The sequence below is a fragment of the Halomonas sp. BM-2019 genome (assembly GCF_017584085.1).
Genome location: NZ_CP071922.1, coordinates 192,061 through 194,806 on the forward strand (window position 1 = coordinate 192,061; position 2,746 = coordinate 194,806).

Annotated in this window: 3 protein-coding genes; 2 read left to right on the plus strand and 1 reads right to left on the minus strand. The window is 72.6% G+C overall.

The window, feature by feature from the left end:
- Window positions 1-582 (plus strand): peptidoglycan DD-metalloendopeptidase family protein (locus J5F18_RS01015; protein WP_346300516.1); only part of this gene is annotated, 582 nt, incomplete at its 5' end.
- Window positions 583-652: 70 nt separating this feature from the next.
- Window positions 653-1,951, plus strand: a complete 1,299-nt coding sequence (locus J5F18_RS01020) for a S41 family peptidase (RefSeq protein ID WP_346300517.1) — start codon at window positions 653-655, stop codon at window positions 1,949-1,951.
- 198 nt (window positions 1,952-2,149) lie between these two features.
- Here J5F18_RS01020 and J5F18_RS01025 read toward each other — a convergent pair.
- Window positions 2,150-2,746 (minus strand): FAD-dependent monooxygenase (locus J5F18_RS01025; protein ID WP_346300518.1); only part of this gene is annotated, 597 nt, incomplete at its 5' end.

Here is a 2,746-nt window from a genome sequence, read left to right on the forward strand (position 1 = left end):
CTTGCCGCCCGTTCCAGCGACCTGGCCGGCCAGATGCGCGAACGTGGCGAGCTGGTGGCACGGCTCGACGCCCGTCACGTCAGCGAACAGTCTCGCCGGGCGGCCCTCGAGCAGGACCGCAGCGACGCCGAGCGCGTCCTGCGCCAGGTGCAGGAGGAGCTGGCGCGGCTCGAGCGCCCGCCCCCCTCCACGGCCATCGAGCAGACCCGGGGCGACCTGCCCTGGCCGGTACAGGGCAGCCTCGCCTCGCGCTTCCGGGCCGGCGACGGCGTGCATCGCAACGGCATCCTGATCCAGGCCGCCGAGGGCACCCCGGTCAGGGCCGTGCACGCCGGCCGGGTGGTCTTCGCCGACTGGATGCGCGGCTTCGGCAACCTGCTGATCATCGACCACGGCGACCAGGTGATGACCCTGCACGCCCACCTGCAGCAGTTCGGCGTGCAGGTCGGCCAGGCGGTCTCCCGGGGCGAGGTGCTGGGGGCGGTGGGCGCCAGCGGCGGCCAGGGCCGGCCGGCGCTCTACTTCGAGGTGCGCCGCGGCGGCGATCCCATCGATCCCCAGTCGTGGATCGCCTCGCGCTGAGCGGGTGTTTCCCTGGCCGTCGCGGCCGGGCTATGCTGGTCTTCCACCGTCACGCAACAGCGGAGATCGCATGATCCCAGCGCATCCCTCGCCTGGCAGGGCCGGCCTTGCCCTCTCCCCGCGGCGCCTGCTGGCCTGGCTGCTGCCCGTCGCCCTGCTGGCGCTGCCCCTGCCGGCGGCGGCCGCCTCCTCGGTCGACGACCTGCCGGTGGAGGAGATCCAGACCTTCGCCGAGGTCTTCGAGCGCATCAAGCGCGCCTACGTGGAGGAGGTGGATGACGCCACCCTGCTGCGCAACGCCATGCGCGGCATGCTCAGCGAGCTCGACCCCCACTCCGCCTTCCTCGACCGCGAGGAGTTCCAGAGCCTGCGCGAGACGACCGAGGGGGAGTTCGGCGGAATCGGCATCGAGGTGGGGCTGGAGGACGGCCAGCTGACGGTGATCACCCCCATCGATGACACCCCGGCCTCCCGCGCCGGGCTCGAGGCCCGCGACCAGATCCTGCGCATCGACGACACCCCCACCGAGCGCCTCTCGCTGCAGGAGGCGGTCAACCTGATGCGCGGCGAGCCGGGCACCAGCATCGAGCTGACCATCCAGCGCCGCGGCGAGAGCGCGCCGCGCACCCTGACCCTGACCCGCGAGGTGATCCGCACCGAGAGCGTGCGCAGCGAGATGCTGGAACCGGGCTACGGCTACCTGCGGGTCAGCCAGTTCCAGTCCCGCACCGCCGACCAGGTCGGCGAGCATCTCCGCCGCCTGGAGCGCGATGCCCCGCTGAGCGGCCTGGTGCTCGACCTGCGCAACAACCCGGGCGGGGTGCTGCAGGCGGCAGTGGGTGTGGCCGACGCCTTCCTGGAGGGCGGCCTGATCGTCTATACGGAAGGGCGGCTGCCGGACACCCAGATGCGGTTCAGTGCCGGCCCCAGCAGCGCCGCCCCGGAGGTGCCCCTGGTGGTGCTGATCAACGGCGGCAGCGCCTCGGCGGCGGAGATCGTCGCCGGCGCCCTGCAGGACCAGCGCCGCGCGGTGGTGATGGGCACCGAGAGCTTCGGCAAGGGCTCGGTGCAGCAGATCATGCCGCTGGGCAACGGCGAGGGGGTCAAGCTGACCACGGCGCTCTACTACACCCCCAACGGCCGCTCCATCCAGGCCCAGGGCATCGAGCCCGACGTGGAGGTGGTGCGCGGCCGGGTGGAGGTGACCGAGACGGGGCGTGCGGTACGCGAGGCGGATCTCGAGGGCCACCTGCGCTCCCGGGAGGCCCCGCGGGAGCGACGCGAGCTGAGCGAGCGCCTGCGTGAGGACTACCAGCTCGGCGAGGCCCTCAACCTGCTCAAGGCGCTCAACGTGCTGAGCCGGCGCTGAGTCCCTCTTAAACAAAGGGGGAGCCGAAGACTGGCGTGAAAACTCCCATGTGGGAGGCCGGGTCCCCCGGGCGAATGGAGACCGAAGGGCTCCCTGGCGGCAGGCACCCAGCGACGGCAACACCGCCATTCGTCGAGGCGTCGAACCGGCGGCAAAGCCGCCCTCCCACTGTGCATCTCCGCAAGGGGCCACTGGTTCTCAGCGGCAGGAGGCGGGTAGACGCCCCCGGTGGCCGATGGCCTGCTGCATCAGCAGGCGCTTGAGTGGCGTAAGCCGGTCCACGGCGCCCATGCCCAGGTTGCGGGCCAGGGCCAGCGCCGGGTGCCGGGCGCCGAACAGCAGCCGGAAGCCATCCATCAGCGCCAGCATGCCGGCGTTGTCGCCGCGCCGACGCCGCGCGTAGCGGGCCAGGATCCGCTCATCGCCCAGCCCCACGCCGCGGCGGCGTGCTTCCAGCAGCTCTTCGGCCAGCACCGCCGCGTCCATCAGCCCCAGGTTCACTCCCTGGCCCGCCAGCGGGTGGATACTGTGGGCCGCATCCCCCACCAGCGCCAGGCCGGGCAGCACATAGCGCTCCGCGTGGCGCTGCATCAGCGGGAAGGCCAGCACCCGATCCACCACCCTGATCTCGCCCAGGCGATGGTCGATGGCAGCCGCCAGCTCGTCCCCCAGCGCCTCGCTGGAGAGCCCCTGCAGCCGCCGCGCCTCCTCCGGCGAGGTGGACCAGACGATGGAGCAGTGGTGGCGCTCGCCCTCCAGGCGCAGCGGCAGGAAGGCCAGCGGCCCGGTGGGCAG

Excerpts from the sequence above, each read along its gene's own strand:
- J5F18_RS01020 (WP_346300517.1), top strand. The coding sequence starts at position 653 with ATGATCCCAGCGCATCCCTCGCCTGGCAGGGCCGGCCTTGCCCTCTCC.